This window comes from Novosphingobium oxfordense (genome assembly GCF_044029435.1).
Taxonomy (GTDB): domain Bacteria; phylum Pseudomonadota; class Alphaproteobacteria; order Sphingomonadales; family Sphingomonadaceae; genus Novosphingobium.
In genome coordinates this window covers 454009-472496 of sequence record NZ_CP147007.1, presented here as the reverse complement: position 1 = coordinate 472496, position 18488 = coordinate 454009, and the positions used below count along the sequence as shown (strand labels likewise).

Below are 18488 nucleotides of genomic sequence, written 5' to 3'. Positions count from 1 at the left end.
GGATCACGGCGGTCGAGCATGTCGCGGCGGGGGCTTATGCTGCACCGAAAAGCCAGCTTTCGCAAATAATGACGGCTTCCTGTATGGATCCCAGCGGCCATCGGCGCCGGCGTTTTACCCGCTTGTTTCCCTCAAAGGCGCAAGGTTGGCTTAGGGAATATGGCGATCGGAGTCGATTTCGGTCCTTTGGATCGGGCGCCGTCAGAATGCGCGCCAGTCCGATCAAGCAGGTGTCGTACCGCAATTGTCTGAGCTGGAGTCGAATCCAGTGTGGGTCAAGGTAGCCATTCCCGCTAAGCAAAATCTCAGGCTGAGCCTCACCGCGACTCGAAAACCCACATATGCTGGAATCTGCGGATCCCCCAGCGTTCCAGTCACGTGCGCGGGTGCACCATTCCGGACGCTTAAGCTCAACTGTCATATTTCCGTCATATTGACCATGCGAGCCCGAATGCCGTAGGTCCAGGCCATTGGAGATCGTTCGTGAACCTCAAGCTTCTGATTGCCGTAGTTGCGGCCACCGCTGCCTTATCTACAGCAAACGCAGATTCCGCCGAGCGCCCTCGTGGTTACCTTGATCCCGCTGAGTTCGACGTCACGCACGTAATCGAACCGGCACCGCGTCCCGGTGATCCGCGATACGAAACGGATCGCAAAGTCTTCCGGGCAACCCGCAAGCTGGCAGGCTCTCCTCGGTGGAAGCTTGCGACGCAGGATGCCGATTACAGTGTGTCGGCGCTTGCTAACGATTTCAGCTGTGCGGTCGGGGTAAAGCTCACGCCGGAAAACGCGCCAAAGCTGATGACGGTCATCCAACGAGCCGGCTCCGATACTAGCGCCCAGTCTGGGAAGGCTAAGGCCGTTTACCAGCGCAATCGGCCATTCACCATCGACAAGGGGCAAATTTGCCAGCCAGCCTCCGAACTCTACGACGAGAAGGCTCATCGAATGAGCTACGACTATCCGTCAGGCCATACGACCTGGGGCTGGACGTGGGCACTTGTCCTGTCGAGCATCGCGCCGGACCGTGCGCAACAGATCCTTGAGCGAGGGCGGGCCTATGGCGATAGTCGGTTTGTCTGCGGTGCGCATAACGAAAGTGCTGTTGAGGCCGGAATGCTTTCGGCAACGGCTACGATGGCAATCGTCCAGACCAAGCCCGATTATCTTGCCGATCGCTTGGCAGCCAAAGCAGAACTCGATGCGCTGCGCGCTAGCGGAGAGCGCCCCGTGGGATGTGACGCGGAAGCGGCCTTGATCCGCGAAAGGGTAATGCCGCGCCTTTGATCAAGGCATTGCAAGAGAGAGCAGCCTGCGGCAACTCCGTGGACCTACCAGCCGTTGTAATGTGCCTTCATAACTACGTCCTGACGTACAAGCGCTGCGCCGTCCGATCGCGCTTCACCATTGGTAACGAGAAGTAGGATGCCAGGTCAGTCCAACGCTCTTCCTTACCGCCTGAATGGCGATAGCTGTGAGGTCCTCCTGGTGACCTCGCGACGCAAAGGAAAGTGGATCCTCCCGAAAGGGAAGATCGAGCCGGGTGAAACGGCGTCCCAGCGTGCGGCGACCGAAGCCTTCGAGGAAGCGGGCGTGCTTGGGACAGTCTCCAAACAACCAGTGAATGCATCCGCCAGCTTCGATCCGAGCCGCGCGAGAGTCTACGCCCTGAGGGTCGAAACGGAATTGGAACAGTGGCCGGAAATGAGGTCTCGTAAACGTGCGTGGTTTTCCTTGTCCGAAGCTCGCTCAATCCTGCAGGATGAAAAGCTTCAGCGCGCGTTGCAGGCATTTGCGGCGGAAAGGGTCGCCGCGACGCAAGGTCAATGATGGGCGTTTACGACGGATTGTCCTGTCCGTATGCGGCCAAATTTGGACGTTCGACACTCGTGCTTAGAATGACTGCTTGCGGAAAGAGCAGTCATTCACCGGAAACCTAACATCGAAGGATATTCGTGTTCGCGAAAGGGATGCTGCAATTCAGCCCATTGCTGTTGTGCCTCATTCCAAATCGGTTAGGACAGAGGAGCTCGGTGTTTTTAGGCTTGGATTGCGGGAAGTGTGGGACAAGGTGAGAGAATCGGCTGCGACGAAGCCTGAACAAAAACCGGTCCGTCGGCGGGGGCGTCCGGTAGCCGCCGACTCCGTCAAGATCACACATGACATCTTGACCGAGGCCACGCGAATGTTCTTGGAATTCGGATATGAAGCGACATCAATGGATGCTGTCGCTACGAAGCTGGGTATTCCGCGCACGACGCTTTACAAGCGCTTCTCCGACAAGTCTGATCTGCTCCAATCCGTGATTGATGCAAAGATTTCATCGTGGTCGGAACTCAACACCAAACGCGACCCTGCCTTGTCTCACGATCTCGTTGAACAGCTGGTCAGCTACATCGCAGCGATGCTGCTCTGGGGCACAAATCCCGAAGTCCGCGCCATCACCAAGCTTGCCGGCAACCTCACCGGCACTGCAGGCTCCGGCTTCATAGGCCACAATCAGGAGGGCTACCGCAAGCTCCACGCGCTCATCGCCGCTTCGATTCGTGAGTATGGCCCGGTCCGGGGCTTCGAGATGCGCGACCCGGACGGCGCAGCGGATCTGGTAATGGCCGTCACGGGTGGGACGATCTCCATGCGCCCTGAAGCGGAGCCGTTCGAGGAAGACGAGGCCAAAGCGGTCGCGGCTTCCTTGGTAGATCGTATCGTCCGAGGTGCTGAATCCTGGTAATCTGCGCCGCGACGATAAAAGCGGCGTTTTAAATGTACAAACTGTATCGATATTGACTCTATCGAAATATGACCGGATAGTCCGGACCGAACAGCGGAGAGATGCGTGAGACTTGCGGCCATGAACGAGCCGCTCGCATCGCTCCCAGATCCTGTTCGGGAAAGGATTATCAATGCGCGCAATTCTCTCGGCCGTGCTTCTAGCAGCCGCGGTGGCTGGTCCGGTGGCCGCCCATGCCGAAACACCCCCAGCTGCTGCCAAAACCAAGGCGGCCTACAAAGTTCAGGACACCGATCTCGGCACAATGCTCGATGATCCGGCGGCAAAGGCCATCCTGCTCAAGTACATTCCCGAGATCGTCAACAACCCGCAGATCGAGATGGGGCGCGGCATGACGCTTGCGCAGCTCCAGCAGTTCGCGGGCGATCAGCTTACGGACGAAAAGCTCGCGAAAATCCAGGCCGATCTCGACGCGGCAAGGCCCAACTGAGGATGCGAAATTGAGATGATTAAGGGGGCGGATGGTCGCCCCCTCCATGTGCGCCTGCCCTCGAAAGACCCGGTAGCGGACGTCATCAATCGGTTCCCCATCGGTGTGGGGAGAGGACCTCTTTCTCGCCAGCCAGCAGAAAGAGGTCCTCGTCGTTTAGGCTACTGGGTTGATCCCGCGGCGCTTTCGCTCAAAACGCGAACGGGTCCCAAGAGCCCGGACGGCCGAAGCTTCGAAGTCTTGCTGTAGGCCGGAAACGCCGTCCACGTTACCTTGGTGGCGCCTGGCTGTTGATCGCCGATGAGGCGGTTCACCCACAGATTGGCGACTTTGACCTCAAGCCGGTTGACGCCCGAGTGCATGAATTGCGTGGCCTCGATCCTGAAGGGCGCGTGCCAGACGCCGCCAACGCGTTTCCCATTGATGGAGATGTCCGCCACGTCGCGGGCGTCACCAAGGTCAATCCATACCTTCTGGCCCGGCCGCCACCCTCTGGGTGCGGGCATCGCTACCGAGTAAGTTGCGACGCCGGAGAAATAGCGCACGCCGGGATCAGGATTTTCGCTGAGCGATGACAGGGTGTCGATCGCCATGGCGGGCGGTGCGCCGCGATGGGGCTGGAAGACGACGCGCCAACCTCTGTCGAGCTGATCAGCCACATGCAGCGCTGGAGACGAGACCTTTGCGGAATTTGCCTGTGCGGGCTTGCGGAAGACGACAAACACCGCATCCTCGCTTGCGAGATCGAGCGGAACAATCGTGTGCTCGCCATCGATGCGGTAGGAAACCGGCTCGCTCTTCCCGGTTGTCGCGCGCCAAACTTCGGGGACCTTCCCGCTTACCCGGAAGCGTGCTTCGAGATGCTCCTCGCGGTCCTTGCGATTGCTGACGAAGTAGATGTCGCCGTCGGCGAGCCGGCGATGCTGGAAGAGGAGCGATCGGCCCTCCTCGCCTGCGTAGTCGAAATCGGGTGCCGCTCCCGCCGAGCCTAGAGCTGCGGCCAGATCGTGGCCGGCGATGATCTTGCCGCGACCGATCTGGGCAACAGCGGTCCCGGGCCACAGCTTTTTCACCAAGGCACTGAACGCGGCGGGATCGTCCGCGAGACTGGGAGACGCCACCGGCGCATCACCGACAATCGTTGCGCCCTGGTCCGCAAGGTCTGCAAGGCGCTGAAGCACGGGTAGCGTCATGAAACGGCTCGATCCGCCGAGGAACAGCGCCCGATAGCGCGCGCCTCCCGGCATCACGAGATCGGAACCATCGACCGAGGCGAGGTGGAGTAACGCGTCGGTGTTGAGGAAATCGTACCCGTATTGACGCGGCACTTCGTCAGGCAGCCCGCCTGCATAGAGGCTCGTCAGCGGTGCTTCCTCACCGTAGAAGTAGGCGACATCGGCAACACTGCGGCCCTGCTGGAGCATGAAGGCGCTACGCGCGATGTAATCGATCCAGGGCTTTGCCAGCGCAGCCCAGGTCTCGTGACGCGTGAAGTATTGCCCGAACATCCCGAGCGAGAGCCCGGGGACCTTGTCGTCGACGGGCTGATGCACCGAGGTGTGAATGACGGGGCGATTGATCCCAAGCGAGAACTCGTAGTCGATGATCGACTTCAGCTCGTTGGGACCGGTTGCCCATGGCATCATGATCGATGTCAGCGATTCAGCCGCTGCGATGTTCTGACCGTAGACATGGGCGACGGACGCTGCGCCTTTGACATCGGCGATGAAAGCGCCCGGCATCGCCGCGTTACGCGGAACGTACCACATTGCCGCCATGGGGTAATTTGCGAAGCTGCGCATCTGCATGTCGTCGCCGAGCGTGCTGCGCGCATTTTCCAAGGCTTCGCCGTATGTTTTGAGCCCGTTCTCCCGGGCGACCTTGGCGATCGTTCCATAGTGTTCAGTCGCATGAAGCTCGCCGATCGTCCGGCGAAAATCGTATAGAAACGCATCGCTCGCCTGCCGCGAACCGACGATCGCACCGGTCAGCACCGGGAGCCAGGGCGTCAGATCATAGCCGCGCAGACGTCGGAATTGGGCGGCCATGTCGCCGGTCCAATTGAAGGGGCCGACTTCGGTGGAGTCGTTCACGAGCGCCCGCACCCCGGCTTCGCCGAACAGCGAAGCGCCCGCAGCGTTACGATAGGTCCCGAAATAGTGCTCAAGATAGCGGCGCACAGCGCCGGCATCCATCTTGTCGACTTCGAGACCCGTCGCCTCAGCGCTGGCGGGATGGTTCGTCTTGCCGATCAGCGACCAACCTAGCCGCACAATCCGCCACCTCCCGGCAGGCGGCCTCCAGTCGATGGTACCGTCTTCGCGGAGCTTTGAAGTCAGGTCGATCACATCGCGCGGCTGCAAGGCCGGGGCGTCCGGGTTTACGCCTGCATCGAGGGCATAGAAGTCGGATACCGTCGAGAAGCCCGCCTTCGCTTCGAACATGTTGACCCGGTTCTCGGGCGAGAGCGTCAGCTCGCGAATTTCGAGCTTGGGCGGAACACCGCTGCCGAAGGCCGCCCGGGCGCCTTCCCGCTGGGCAAAGACCACTCTGAAATGGGCTGCGGTTCTCGCAGCGAAGCTCACCGTGCTGGGGGCATCGCTGACCGGGATGTCGATGACCTTGGTCCATGCCTGCCCGTCCGTACTGGCTTCAAGGCGCGGCAGGAGACCCGGCCCCCGAGGATTGGGGGCGATGCCCGGAACGAAAAGGGTGAGCGAGCGGACGATTTGCGGCTTGTCGAAGGCGAGCGAGACAATGGCCGGATTGTCGCGGCTTCCAGTCTTGATCGTTGCAAAGGTGGTGAGCCGGTCATCGGAAAGAACCGCGGCGTCGAGATCCGAGCCATCGGGCCCACGATAGCGAGCGGGAGGCAGGCTCGGCATATCGCCAAGTCGATAGGCGAAGATCGCAATGTCTTCGTAATGACCCGGCGCGTTCGCAAGCTCACCGGGCAGATCGCGGAAAGGCCCGGTGGTGGCGCGCGGAGCAGGAGCCAAAACCGGGCCGCGGGCGCGCCCCGTGACCAGCGTCTCGCTCCACGAGAGCTTTTTCATGCCATCTTCCAGGCGCACCCATGGCCCTCCGGTTTCAGACCAGCCTGGCGACGAGGCTATGCCAAGTTCGAGGCCAAGCTTGTCGGAAGTCGATGCGGCCACTCTGAAGGCGCTCTGCCAATCCGGGGTCATGTAAGGGAGGCGTTTGGCGACTACCTGGGGCGTATCCTGGTTGGCGTCGAAATTCTGAACGCCGCCAAGGCCGATCCGGCTCATCCATTCCAGGTCCTTGCGGATCCCGTCCTCTGTGATGTTGCCGTTCATCCAATGCCACCACACGCGCGGGCGGGCGGATGCGGGGGGATTGCGGAACTCTGTTTCCAACTGATCCGCAGCTGCCGCAGCTGCCGCAGCTGCAGCTGCAGTGGGCGACTGGGAGTCCGCATGCGCCGCCGAGGCGAGCCCGATTGCGCCAAGCGCGGTCGCGAGCAGTAACCCGCGGCGAGAGATTCCGCCGTTCATGTCCAAGCTCCATTATCCTTTGAAAGCCGGCCGGCGAAGAGCGCCCGCCGAGCTTGTCGTTGGTGCTGCCGAAGCCTCGGGCTTCGACAGTCCTCCCGCGCCGGCCTTAACCAGCTACCTCGAACGATCCGCCGAGTGACGCCCTGGAATCGCCGCCAACCCAGACGTCGAAGACCGAGTTGTCCTCGATCCAGATTCGCCTAGCGTCGCTCCAATAGCGCAGGTCATCCGGGCTGAGCGTGAAAGTGAGGGTGCGCTTCTCGCCCGGCTTCAGCGTTATGCGGCTAAAGCCCTTGAGTTGACGGACCGGCCGCGAGGAGGTGCCATGCCTTTGATGGATGTAGAGCTGAGCCACCTCGTCGCCGGTCCGCTGGCCGGTATTTGCGACATCGACAGCGACCTTCACCGCGTTCCCCGGCGCGACCTTCGGCGTCAATACCTGCAGGTTCGAGTAAGCGAACGTCGTGTAGCTGAGCCCGAATCCGAATGGCCAGGCCGGCTCATTACTGCCTTCCTGATAGCGCTTGGCGGCATCATCGGGATCATGCGAAGGCAAGCGGGCGTAAGTCATCGGCGCCTGGGCTGCGCTGCGAAGCCAGCTGATCGGCAATTTGCCGCCAGGTACCGCATCGCCGAATAGCAGGTTGGTTACGGCGGCAGCGCCCTGGCTTCCCGGATACCAGACATCGAGGATCGCACCTGGCTTGCTGTCCTGGATCGTCAGCGGGCGCGCGCTCATCAGAACGACGACCACCGGCTTGCCTGTGGCGACGACGGCATCGAGGAGTTCCCTCTGTCGGCCTGGAAGATCGAAGGAAGCGCGTGACGCCTTTTCGCCGCTCATATTCTGGGTCTCGCCGAGCACGAGAATGGCGACATCCGACTGGCGAGCCATTTCCACCGACTTCGCGATTTCGGCATCCTCATCGATCGGCGCGGGCTTGGCGCGTTTGCCATCCATCATGTCGAAGGGCGAGGGATTGACGCGGGCGGGGATGCGAACGCCCTCGGAATAGTTCACGGTAACGCCTTGTCCGACTTTCGCACGGATGCTCGCGAGAAGGCTCTGGGCGCTCGGCGAATTCATGGAGAATATCCACGAGCCAAGCACATCTCGCTCGGAATCGGCGAGCGGCCCGATTACGGCCAGCGAGTGGATCTTCTCGCGATTGAGCGGCAGCAGGCCGCCGTCGTTGCGAAGCAGCACCGCTGAGCGTTCGGCAGCGACACGCGCCGCCGCCGCGTGGGCGGGATCGGCCAGCACCTTCGCGGCCCTGGCTTCGTCGACATAGGGATTCTCAAAAAGTCCCATGCGGAATTTGGCCGCGAGCACCGGTCGGACCATGGCGTCTAGTGCGGCCAAGGTGAGCTTTCCGTCGGCCACGGCTTGCGCAAGCGAGGGCATGCGGGCTTTCTGGCCGGGCGGGACCATCTCCATGTTGGTGCCGGCCTCGAGAGCCTTCAAGGCGGCCTCGCTTCCATCGACGGCAAGGCCGTGGGTCGTAAGTGCGTTCACGCCGCCGGCATCGCTGACGACCCAGCCCTTGAAACCCCACTCCTTGCGCAGCGTGTCGGTTAGCAGGCGGCGGTTACCCGCTGCCGGAACCCCGTTGAGTGCCATGTATGCGGCCATGATGTTGCCGGCGCCCGCGTCGACCGCCGCTTTGAAAGGGGGGAAATAGAGGTTGTGAAGCTGGTTCTCGGAAAGCTCGCTCTCGTCATAATCGCGGCCGCCCATGGCGGCGCCATAGCCGGCAAAATGCTTGGGTCCGGCGATGATATGGTCGGGCGCGCCGATGTATGCGCCCTGGAAGCCGCGCACTTGCGCTGACGCCATCGCTGAACCGAGATAGGGATCCTCGCCCGCTCCCTCGACGATGCGACCCCAGCGCGCGTCAAGCGCGATGTCGACATTGGGGGCAAAGGTCCAGTGGACACCCACGGCCCGGGCCTCTTGCGCGGCGACGGCCTGCGCCTGCTCGGCAACCTTCGGATCCCATGATGCAGCCATGGCAAGCGGAACAGGGAAAATCGTGTGCAGCCCATGGATGACGTCGAAACCGACCAGAAGGGGAATCTTTAGGCGGGTCTGTTCGACGGCGATCTTCTGCGCGCGATTGAGAAGCTTCGGATCGGTCGTGAAGAGGATCGAACCGGCACGGCCCGCTGCAATCTGATCGTCGACGCCTTTCGCCATCGCGGGAATCTGGGCGAAATAGAAAAACTGGCTGAGCTGCCCCGCTTTTTCTTCGACGGTCATTTTTGAAAGCAGGGAGTCGACGCGCGTGTCGATATCGGCATCGCTCACAGGAGCCTTGGTTGACACATGTTTCGGTGCCGCGCCGGCTATCGTCGAGCCGGTCAAGGCAGTGCCGAGCAGCAAACTGGCTGCCAATGTTGCCGAGATGCGACGCATATGGAGTTCCTCTTTCTGGGGCGTACGGCGCCCGGACTTGTCGTATTGTCCGACGATCCCTTTCCAGCTGGTACTTCACTGCCAAGGGGAGTCGTCATTGTCCTAGCCATCACGAAAAAGAGGGCGGGCGATCGTAAGATCGCCCGCCCAGGCTAGGAGAGTTCGGTTCGCACAGCCTAGCGAGAACCGAACGCGTAGCGGATGTTGATGCCGAACTCTCGAGGCGGCGTCATGGTAATGCCGGTGTAGGTGCTGGTGGCCGTGGCCGAGGTCGGGCCAGTGAAGACCGGGCCGGTTGGGCCGAAGCCGCCAAAGCCAAGCTGCTGGTAGCTGGTCGAGAGCGGGCTGGTGCGCGAAAGCGCCTTTTCGACCTCGAACACGTTCTTCGCGTAGAGCGAGACTTCCCACATGCCCTTCGGATCGCGGATGCCCGCGTAGAGGTTGACCAGAGCATAGTCGCCGACATCGTCGTACGGATTGGTGGGATCGGTCTTCGACTTGCCGTTGTAGGTCACGAGACCGCGCAAGTAGCCGTCCATCTTGCCCGAGATCGGCATGTGGTATTCGCTCTGCAGCGTCGCCGAGAAGGGAGGCTGGAACGAGGAGCGCTGCGTGACCTTGCAACTTGCAAGGTTGTTTGCGCCAACGGTATCCTGGAGCTGCTTCAGTGTCGGTGCTGCCGTGACCGTGTCCGGTACGCCGTCGCCGTTGAGGTCATTGCAGGGCACCGTGCCGTTCTTGATCTTGCCGAGCGAATAGCTGCCGAGCAGGCTGACATTCCAGCGATCGTTGACCTCGAACGACGCATCGCCCTCGACGCCGTTGACCTCGACGGGGACCGCGCCCACGAAATTGAACTGCCCCACTTCCTGATGGACGCCCGCGAAATTGCCGGCGCTGTCGAAATCGGCGGCGGTGTTGATGTAGTAGACACCGTTCGAGACGCGATAGGGATAGTTCTTGAACTTCTGGTGGTAGCCCGTGACGTTAAGATGCATGCGCCCGTCCATCAGCGTGCTCTTGAAGCCGATTTCATAGGATTTGGACTTTTCGGGCGGCAGGGTGATGAAGCTCGATTCCAGCGCGGAAGGGGCGATGTTGAAATCGCCGATCACGCTGATGCCGGGGCGCCAGGAGCTGCCGGTGCTGGCATAGACCATGAGGTCGGGGGTGATGTTCTGCTTCACCGACGCGGTATAGATCCAGGTGCTGCGATCCTGGTTGGACTCCTTCACCGTGGTGCCGGCGACAGACAGGGTATCGTCATCCTTGAAGCTGATATGACGCAGCCCGCCCGAGATCTCGGTGCTTTTCGTCACATGCAGCGTCAGGTTGCCGAACTCGGACTGTTCGTGGCTGCCGCCGCGCACCGCGATCGGCGTGTCGACAGCCGTAGCGAAACCGCCGCCAAAGAGGGTCGGCAAGGCGACGACGGTCTTGCGGATGAGGTCCGTCGGGGCATCATTTGTCTGATCGAAGAATCCGACGACATAGTCGACCATCCCGAACAGGCGTTCCTGGTTCTGCAGGCGGACTTCGTGCGAAGTCGACTTGGTATACGTGTGCGTGGTCTGGAACGTGTCCTCGCCGGGAAAGATGACGGCAGAATCGAGCGGCGTGCTGGCATGCACGTTCTGGGTATAATGCTGGCCCTGATAGATCAGCACCTGACCGAGCAGGCTCGCTTCGCCGCGCCAGTTATAGATGTTGTAGACTTGGCTGATCCGCTGCGGCACGACCTGGTCGGTCAGCCGATCGCCGGTTGCGATGTAGACCGGGCTGGGATCGGCGTCCGGATTGACCTCGCTGAACGAGGCCACCTGGTTGTAGGTGGCGGCATTGCGCTCCATGTGCTGGTAGGAGCCTTCCAGCTTCAGCCAGTCGGTAGGCTGGACGAGGCCGGTAATGCGGCCCGCCTTCGTCCGCGCGAAAGGATCGCGGCCGCCGTAGCTGGTGTCGATTGGACGGACGCGGTTGTCCTCGTTTTCATCGTAGACACCGGCGACGCGAATGGCGGCGATGCCTTCGATGATCGGCAGGTTGAAGGCAGCCTTGGTGTTGATCGTGCCGATATTGTTGGCAGCGCCCTCGACGGTGCCGCCGAAGGTGTAGAGATCGGGCTTTCGCGTGGTCACGGTGATCGAGCCCGACGGCGAGGCGCGGCCGCGCAGCGTACCTTGCGGACCGCGCTGGACTTCGATCTGGCCAATGTCGAACATCTGCTGGAGCACCAGGCCGGCGACGATCGGGGCATCGTTCATGTAGAATTCGACGGTCGAGTTGAAGCCGCTCGCATTGACGTCGAAGTTGACGCCGCGCAGCTTCGCGCTGCCGCCCACGCCGTTCGATTCCGTGCTCAGTTCCAGGCCTGGGACCAGCGTCTGGACTTCCCGGAAATCGCGAAGGTTCAGCCTTGCGACTTCCTCGGCGGTCACCGTGTTGATCACGCCGGGAACGTCCTGAACGTCTTCATCGCGGCGGCGGGCCTGGACGATGATCACATCACCGGGGGTTTCCGCCTCGGGCGCTGTCGACTGCGCCAGCGCCGGCGCTGCCATGGCCATCAGGCTCGATGACGCCAGCAGCAGGTGGCATCCAATCTTGATCATATTCTCTCCCTGTTTTGATTTTGAATTGCCGCGCGCCCGGAAGGACGGCGTTTCCACGCTCGGGTTCCCGATGAATTTTTGCCTTCGCCGGGGTGCTCCCGTCGTTCCGGTGGTGGCCGTTTCAGTTTTCGGCGCGTGCTTCTCCACCGACGCAAACGGACCATTTCCGCATGCGACCGTGGCAGCCCTCAGCGATGGCTCCATGGGTCCTCATCCCGATTCGAGCGTCGCTTGACACGTCGCCCTTGCCACTTAAAACAACATAGTGTTGTATTACTGACAAGCCGGAAAATCGCTTGGACCGCATCGGTGGGGCGATGGACGAAAATGGGACATGGAGAGGGGAAGGCTGATGGATCGCCGCGGATTTATCGCGACCGCATGCGCGCATCGCTGTCCTGCTGGCTGTTCTCCCAAGACCGATTGGTCCTCTGGCCAACAGACCAACGCGCTTAGCCGCGCCTTGCGGATCGTCCGCTCGATGATCCGCCCGACACCTCAATTCGATTCGTTGGAAGGATTATGAACTTGGACGCTCCTCTCTACCTGCCGGCGAAGTCCTACGATCCTCCGCGCAGGCTTGCCCGCGTACTCAGCTCGCGCGACACGCCGATTGCCATCCTCCAGGCGACCCCCGCTGCCTGGGCGATCGTGAACAAGGAAATTCCCGGTATGGATCGGCGGATCGGCAACGAGATGATCAAGCCGCACCTCGGCAACTTCTCGCTCGAATCGCTGCTCGTGTTCGGGGTCGTGCAGCGGGAGCCATTGGCACGGATCGATGCCGAACTGGCCAAGCTGGGAGAGGTGCAGTGAGCCTCGATTTTGAAACGGACCGGCGCCAGGCGCTCATTCTTGCAGGAGCAGGTGCCATGATACCCATTGCTGGCGCGGCCGCCGCGAAGTCGCCGATGCCATCCCCGCACGCGAACTGGCCCCTACGAGATATCCCGTTCGATGATGGCTGGAAGTTCCATCGCGGCAGCGGCGATGGTTTCGAGCAGGCGGGTTTCGATGACAGCGCCTGGCGCACTGTCGACCTGCCGCACGACTGGGGTGTCGAGGATGTACCCGGCGGAGCCGAGCCGGCACAGATCGGCCCATTCGACAAGACCGCCGTCGGCAAGGGCGCGACCGGCTTCACGGTCGGCGGCGAGGGTTGGTATCGCAAGCGCTTCAGCGTTGCCGGCTACCCAGAGGACGCTCGGATCGAACTGGCTTTCGACGGGATCTATCTCGAAAGCGACGTTTACCTGAACGGGCATCCCGTCACGTCGAACGTCCATGGCTACATCCCGTTTGCCGTCGATCTCACGCCCTATCTCGATCGCAAGGGCGACAACGTCGTGGCGGTTCGGGTTCGCAACGAAGGACGCAATACCCGCTGGTATGCGGGCTCGGGCATCTATCGTCAGGTGACGCTCGATGTGCTGCCAAGCCAGTGCCGGATCGCGCGCTGGGGCGTCGCAGCCTGGACCCGCTGGTTCAGTGACGGGCGAGCCGAGATCGATCTGACAACCTCGCTCGATGGCGAGGCCGCGGGATACGAGATCGTGACCCGGCTGATCGACGCCGAAGGTCGAACGGCTGCCCAAGGGCGCGCACCTGCTGCTGGCGAAGTGCGCCAGACGCTCAATGTTCAGGGCCCTCAGCTGTGGTCGCCCGAACATCCGAACCTATACCGCCTCGAGACCGAGCTGCGCCGCGGCGACAAGATCGTCGACAAGCTCGAGCAGCCGTTTGGCGTCCGCATCGTGACCTTCGATCCCGCGCGCGGCATGGCGATCAACGGCGAGGTCATGAAGCTGAGGGGCGGCTGCGTCCATCATGACAACGGACTGCTGGGTGCATGCGCGTTCCGTGATGCCGACGAACGGCGAATCCGCCTGCTCAAGCAACGAGGCTTCAACGCGATCCGCAGTTCGCACAATCCTGCCTCGCGCAGCCTCCGGGAAACCTGCGATCGTCTGGGCATGCTGATGATCGAGGAGGCCTTCGACGCATGGCATGAGCACAAGGAGCCGCAGGATTTCTCGATCCATTTCCGGGAGCACTGGGAAGAAGTGATCCGGAGCATGGTTCTGCCGGCCCGCAACAGCGCCTCGGTGATCATGTGGAGCATCGGCAACGAAATCCCCTTCCGCGCCAGCGATGAAGGCGTCCAATGGGAGTGGAAGCTCGCGAACGCGGTGAAGGCTCTCGATCCGACACGGCCGGTGACTGCGGGACTAAACGGTGTTCTCGGTCAGGAGATGATCGCTGGACCCGATACCGCGCGTCCCGGCTTTGCCGGAAAGGTGGACAACGCCTCGACGATTTTCCTCGACGTTCCCGGGTACAATTACCGGCTCGATGACATCGAGCGTGAGCATTCGGGGCATCCCGAACGCGTCGTCTACGCGTCCGAGACTTTCGCTCGCGAGGTTTTCGATTACGCGGCGCTGATGGACCGGGCGCCCTATTTCCTGGGTGAGTTCCTGTGGACCGCGATGGACTACGTCGGCGAAGCAGGTCTCGGCGCGACGGCTTTCCTGAAGAACGGCAGTCTCCCTTACTATTTCGCGGCATGGCCGTGGGTAAATTCTTGGTGCGGCGATCTCGACCTCATCGGATGCCAGAAAGCCGCGTCGCTGGCCCGCGATGTTGCCTGGGGCCTCACTCCGGTTGCCATGACCGTGCAGCGGCCCGCGCCCGAGGGAACGTTCCCCTGGACCGCGAACTGGGGCTGGCCCGACGAACTGGCGAGCTGGAACTGGGACGACCATGAAGGCAAACCTCTCAAGGTGCGCGTCTACACGGCGGGCGACAAAGTCCAGGTGATCCTCAACGGCCAGGTGGTCGGTGAGAAAGCCATGGCAGCCGGTGACAAGATGACTGCCGAGCTGCCGGTATCCTACGCGGCCGGAACGCTCGAGGCGGTCGCTTGGAAGAACGGCAAAGTCATTGGCCGCACGCACTTGGAAACCACTGGCGAGGCAGCATCGCTGCGCTTGTCGGTCGAGCCACGGTCGGGTCGCCATGGCCGCGATGCGCTGGCCTATCTCAAGATCGAAGTGGTCGATGCCAAGGGCCGGGTTTTGCCCGACGACATGCGCCCGGTCGCTCTTTCTCTGGAAGGTTCCGGCGAGCTGGCAGCCTTCGGTAGTGCAAATCCGCAGGCCGTCGGCTCGCTGAAAGCCAACCATGCCCAGACATTTCGCGGGAGCGCCCTCGCGATCCTGCGGGGCCGAGGAAAGGGTACGCTTCGTGTCGTGGCCAATTCACCGGGACTTCGCGTCGCCAACACGAGGATCACCTTCGAATAGGCTCGGCAAGCGCAGGAAGCTTCCGAAAATCGCGAGGGGGAGAAAACCACGCCATGAATGCCATCGCACGAAGCGGCGACGCGGAAATTTCCGGCGCCCCAAACGTCAGAAGTCCCGGCCGCCGACTCAATGGGTCGGTCATCCAGAGGATTGGCCGAGACATCGTGTCGGGGCGCTATCCGTCAGGTACGATACTCTACGGCGAGGTCGCCTTCGCGCAGGAACTCGATGTGTCCCGCAGCGCCTATCGCGAGGCGATCCGCGTGCTGGCCGCCAAGGGACTGATCGAAAGCCGGCCGAAGGCCGGCACACGCGTCCTACCGCGCGAATGCTGGAATGTCCTCGATCCGGATGTTCTCGAATGGGCTTTTACCGGGAAGCCCGATTTTGGGTTCATTCGCGATATTTTCGAGCTTCGCGCTCTGATCGAGCCCGCCGCGGCCGGTCTCGCTGCTCAGCGCCGGTCGCGCGAAGACGTCCAGGCGCTGCGGCGTTCGATCGATGCCATGCGCGGCCATAGCCTGGCGAGTGAGCCCGGTCGTCACGCGGACCGCGACTTTCACCAGACGATCCTGAAAGCCACCGGCAATGGCGCGCTGATGGTCCTGACCGCCAGCGTTGGAGCGGCCGTCAGGTGGACGACCCAGTTCAAGCAGCAGGCCCGGACATTCCCGCGAAACGCCATCCCCGAACATGTCGAGGTCTGCGAGGCCATCGCTGCCCGAGATGCCAGGCGCGCGTCGGAAGGCATGAACCGACTGATAGAGCAGGCGCTGGAAGACACACGAAACGCAGTGGAAGCTTTATGAGCGTACATTCGATTGCCGGCGCTTTGCGGCACCACTGCCGATCGTACCGTCGCCATCCTCTCCGCCTAGCAATAGCCCTTGGTTTGCTGACGGGGTTAGTGATTGCCGGTGGGGAAACTTCCGCCCAAGCAATCGGCGCTTCGCCGGCCACGTATGAAAACCCGGTGCTGTACGCCGACTACTCCGACCCCGATGTCATTCGCAGCGGTGATGCGTACTATCTGGTGGCTTCAAGCTTCCATATGTCGCCGGGGCTACCGGTGCTTCGTTCCTACGATCTCGTCCACTGGACATTGGTCTCGCACGTCCTCGCCCGGCTTCCGGATACGCCGGCCTACAATCTTTCAGGCACGTTCAAGATCACCGACGGGAACCCGCGCGATACGGCCGGCACGAAGTATGGCGGCGGCCCTTGGGCGCCCTCGATCCGCGAGCACGGCGGCCGCTTCTTCGTCTATTGGGCAACCCCGGACGAAGGCATCTTCATGGCGACGGCACGCCAACCGGAAGGCCCTTGGAGCGCGCCGACCGCGGTCCTCTCCGGCGCTGGGTACGAAGATCCCTGCCCGTTCTGGGACGAGGATGGGACCGCGTGGCTCGTGCATAGCAAAGTCGGCGCGGGGCCCCTCTTTCTTCACCGAATGCGCGCCGACGGCACCGGCGTTCTCGATGAAGGCAAGTTGATCGTCGAGGACAAGAAGAGGCTGCCGGTCCTGGAGGGACCCAAGCTCTACAAGCGCAATGGCTGGTATTACATCTTCGCCCCGATCGGCGGTGTCGGCACCGGTCCGCAGGCTGTGGGTCGGTCGCGCCGCTTGGACGGACCCTATGAATGGCGCGACGTCCTGCTCCCCGGCGGTGATCTGAAGCTTAAAGGACCGCACCAGGGGGGGCTGGGTTGAGACGCCGGACGGCAAGGGCTGGTTTCTCCACTTCAACCTCACGGGAGCCTTCGGCCGGATCGTGCACTTGCAGCCGCTGACCTGGCAGGACGAATGGCCGATCATTGGCGCACTGATCGCCGGGCAGGCTGCGGGACTACCGGTTGCCCGCTGGCCAATGCCGAAAACCAGTAAATCAGGCAGCGCGCACCGCCTGCAAAGTTCGGACGAATTTGGATCGCGGCGCCTCTCCATCCAATGGGAATGGAATCACAATCCTGACGACAGCGCCTGGAGCTTGACCGCACGGCTCGGTTACCTGAGGCTAACGGCTGCCCATGCGCCTCAGATCGTCACCGCGCGAAACACGCTGACGCAGGTCATGGAGGGGCCGGCGCCGCGCTATTCGACCCGGCTCGACGTCAGCCGCATGGCAAATGGTCAAAGGGCGGGTTTGACACTTTTCAACGCGCAGCCGTCCTGGCTTGGCGTGGCGCGGCAGGGCGACGCGAACAAAATCGTGCTTTCACTCGCTGGCAAGGAGACAGCGATTGCTGATGTGCCCGGTTCGGCTCGGAGCGTCGTGCTCACGGCGAATGTGACTAACGATGGCACCGCCAGCTATCGCTACAGCTTCGATGACGGCCGCAGTTTCGTCGGCGTCGGCGGGCCCATCAAGCTCGCATGGTATGGTTGGTGGAAGGGTACCCGGCCCGGACTGTTCTCCTTCAACGTCCTCGCGGCAGGCGGAGCGGCGGATTTCGATTGGTTCCACGCCGAGCAAGGCGGGGTTGAGTAATGAAGGTACCCGGCCGGAGTTTGCCGGCGTGAGGCTGGCTCGGATCGTCCTCCTCGAGCTCTGGGCAATGGTGCTGTTTGCAGCGCTCGTCGGGTTTCTCGGGCCGTTTGGAACCTATCTTGAAGCCGATTTTCCAGCGCGCGCATGGAAGTGGTGGCTACATTTGATGGGCGCATACGTCATTGTGCGTCCGACGATCCTGCTTTGGTCCGCGATTGCCCAGGCAACCAACCTGCCCCAAAAATGGCTGGTTTTCTGGGGCGTGGTGCTCTCCAGCGTTCCGCTCGCGTCATTGTGGCATTGGGGCGCAAGCGAGTTTTTCCATAGCCTTCATGGCTTCACCGGGATCCTGCCGTTCGCATTCTTGTGCGCGGTAGCTGTACTTGTCGTGGCGACTTCGGCGAGGAAACTAGACGCATTGCTGCGGCGAGGCTCCGTTATGGCCGAACTCGTCGGCACGCCTTCCCGCCCGAACGATGCGAACCCGCTGGAACGAGGGGATATTGCTGTCGAGGACAGGGAGATGAAAGAGAGGTCCGAACCGCGTCTCCATGATCGGCTCGGTGCGAACTTCGTCGGGCCGATTTCTGCTCTGCAAAGCGAGGACCATTACGTTCGGGTGCACGGTCGAGACGGAAGCGAGCTGATTCTAATGCGGCTTCGTAATGCCATCGCGGAGCTCGACGATTACTCAGGAGCGCAAGTTCACCGCTGCTGGTGGGTGGCTGCCGATGGAATTGCCTCGATCGAGGCTGACGGCCGAAATCGTACGATCGTCCTCCGCAATGGCGCCCGCGCGGCTGTTGCGAGAGATGCCGTATCGAAACTCGAGCGCAGCGGTTTTCTCACAGCGGAGACTTAGGGTTGATGTCCTGTCGTTGCCGTTTAGCATCCATTTTTTAAATCCCCAGATGCTGACGGTCTGCTTTT

Annotated in this window: 13 protein-coding genes; 10 read left to right on the top strand and 3 right to left on the bottom strand. The window is 61.9% G+C overall.

Going from position 1 to position 18488, the window contains the following annotated elements; all coding sequences use genetic code 11:
- The first annotated feature begins 483 nt into the window (after positions 1 to 483).
- The 4 genes from WBP07_RS22100 to WBP07_RS22085 all read left to right on the top strand — a co-directional run bounded on the left by WBP07_RS22100 (position 484) and on the right by WBP07_RS22085 (position 3221).
- A complete protein-coding gene (locus WBP07_RS22100) occupies positions 484 to 1287 on the top strand; it encodes a phosphatase PAP2 family protein (RefSeq protein WP_395396015.1) in 804 nt (267 codons plus the stop codon).
- Positions 1288 to 1425: 138 nt separating this feature from the next.
- Entirely contained in the window at positions 1426 to 1830 is a 405-nt protein-coding gene (locus WBP07_RS22095; protein WP_395396014.1) for an NUDIX hydrolase, read from the top strand.
- 337 nt (positions 1831 to 2167) lie between these two features.
- Positions 2168 to 2731: a TetR/AcrR family transcriptional regulator gene (locus WBP07_RS22090; protein ID WP_395396013.1), complete on the top strand. Its 564-nt coding sequence runs from the start codon at positions 2168 to 2170 to the stop codon at positions 2729 to 2731.
- A 172-nt stretch (positions 2732 to 2903) separates the two neighbouring features.
- Positions 2904 to 3221, top strand: coding sequence for a hypothetical protein (locus WBP07_RS22085; RefSeq protein ID WP_395396012.1), 318 nt, complete (start codon positions 2904 to 2906; stop codon positions 3219 to 3221).
- Positions 3222 to 3382: 161 nt separating this feature from the next.
- Here the strand turns inward: WBP07_RS22085 and WBP07_RS22080 are convergent, their stop codons facing one another.
- The 3 genes from WBP07_RS22080 to WBP07_RS22070 all read right to left on the bottom strand — a co-directional run bounded on the left by WBP07_RS22080 (position 3383) and on the right by WBP07_RS22070 (position 11764).
- Positions 3383 to 6739 (bottom strand): glycosyl hydrolase, encoded by a 3357-nt coding sequence (locus WBP07_RS22080; RefSeq protein ID WP_395396011.1) that lies wholly within the window; start codon positions 6737 to 6739, stop codon positions 3383 to 3385.
- A gap of 106 nt (positions 6740 to 6845) precedes the next feature.
- Positions 6846 to 8999: a glycoside hydrolase family 3 N-terminal domain-containing protein gene (locus tag WBP07_RS22075; protein ID WP_395396010.1), complete on the bottom strand. Its 2154-nt coding sequence runs from the start codon at positions 8997 to 8999 to the stop codon at positions 6846 to 6848.
- Positions 9000 to 9331: 332 nt separating this feature from the next.
- Entirely contained in the window at positions 9332 to 11764 is a 2433-nt protein-coding gene (locus WBP07_RS22070; protein WP_395396009.1) for a TonB-dependent receptor, read from the bottom strand.
- A gap of 528 nt (positions 11765 to 12292) precedes the next feature.
- Between WBP07_RS22070 and WBP07_RS22065 the strand changes: the two genes are divergently transcribed.
- The 6 genes from WBP07_RS22065 to WBP07_RS22040 all read left to right on the top strand — a co-directional run bounded on the left by WBP07_RS22065 (position 12293) and on the right by WBP07_RS22040 (position 18420).
- Complete coding sequence (locus WBP07_RS22065; protein WP_395396007.1) at positions 12293 to 12580, top strand: hypothetical protein; 288 nt, start codon at positions 12293 to 12295, stop codon at positions 12578 to 12580.
- Positions 12581 to 12636: 56 nt separating this feature from the next.
- Complete coding sequence (locus tag WBP07_RS22060) at positions 12637 to 15069, top strand: glycoside hydrolase family 2 TIM barrel-domain containing protein (protein ID WP_395396006.1); 2433 nt, start codon at positions 12637 to 12639, stop codon at positions 15067 to 15069.
- Between the two features lie 53 nt (positions 15070 to 15122).
- Complete coding sequence (locus WBP07_RS22055) at positions 15123 to 15878, top strand: FadR/GntR family transcriptional regulator (protein WP_395396004.1); 756 nt, start codon at positions 15123 to 15125, stop codon at positions 15876 to 15878.
- A gap of 164 nt (positions 15879 to 16042) precedes the next feature.
- On the top strand, positions 16043 to 16780 hold the full coding sequence (locus WBP07_RS22050) for a glycoside hydrolase 43 family protein (protein WP_395396003.1): 738 nt from the start codon (positions 16043 to 16045) through the stop codon (positions 16778 to 16780).
- 67 nt (positions 16781 to 16847) lie between these two features.
- The gene (locus WBP07_RS22045; protein WP_395396002.1) at positions 16848 to 17558 is read left to right on the top strand and encodes a hypothetical protein; all 711 of its coding nucleotides are present in this window, start codon (positions 16848 to 16850) and stop codon (positions 17556 to 17558) included.
- Positions 17551 to 18420, top strand: a complete 870-nt coding sequence (locus WBP07_RS22040) for a LytTR family DNA-binding domain-containing protein (RefSeq protein ID WP_395396001.1) — start codon at positions 17551 to 17553, stop codon at positions 18418 to 18420. The genes WBP07_RS22045 and WBP07_RS22040 overlap by 8 nt, the downstream gene beginning before the upstream one ends.
- Positions 18421 to 18488 lie beyond the last annotated feature (68 nt).